A 319-nucleotide genomic window follows, 5' to 3' on the forward strand; every position below is an offset into this window, starting at 1 on the left:
CCGAGAACCGTAGTTACCCCAGCAAGAAGCGGAAAGCCCGCCACACTCCAGATTGCAACGAACATAAGTAGGTGTCTAAAGCTCAGTCTTTTCATCCCAAAGCTCGTTCTATTTTGGAGATGAAATCCTTCTTCCAGCCCATGATTTCTTGATCGAGCGCCAGACCCTCGGTCTGAAGAGCGTTATACCCGACCAATAGGGAAGCGTTGTCATGCGGCTTCGCAGTCCAATCGAGTTCGACGGTTGGAGTCCCGATCTGGCTTGCGAAATGCGCTATGAGGGATTGGGAGCGAACGACCGGAATCCGACCGGATTGGAC

General features: G+C 52.7%; 1 protein-coding gene. It reads right to left on the reverse strand.

The window, feature by feature from the left end; translation table 11 throughout:
* Positions 1-91 precede the first annotated feature (91 nt).
* Positions 92-319: hypothetical protein (locus A3764_RS26170; RefSeq protein WP_236628303.1), on the reverse strand; the 228-nt coding region annotated here is incomplete at its 5' end.

The sequence above is a fragment of the Sulfitobacter sp. HI0129 genome (assembly GCF_001635395.1).
In the GTDB taxonomy this organism is placed as follows: domain Bacteria; phylum Pseudomonadota; class Alphaproteobacteria; order Rhodobacterales; family Rhodobacteraceae; genus Sulfitobacter.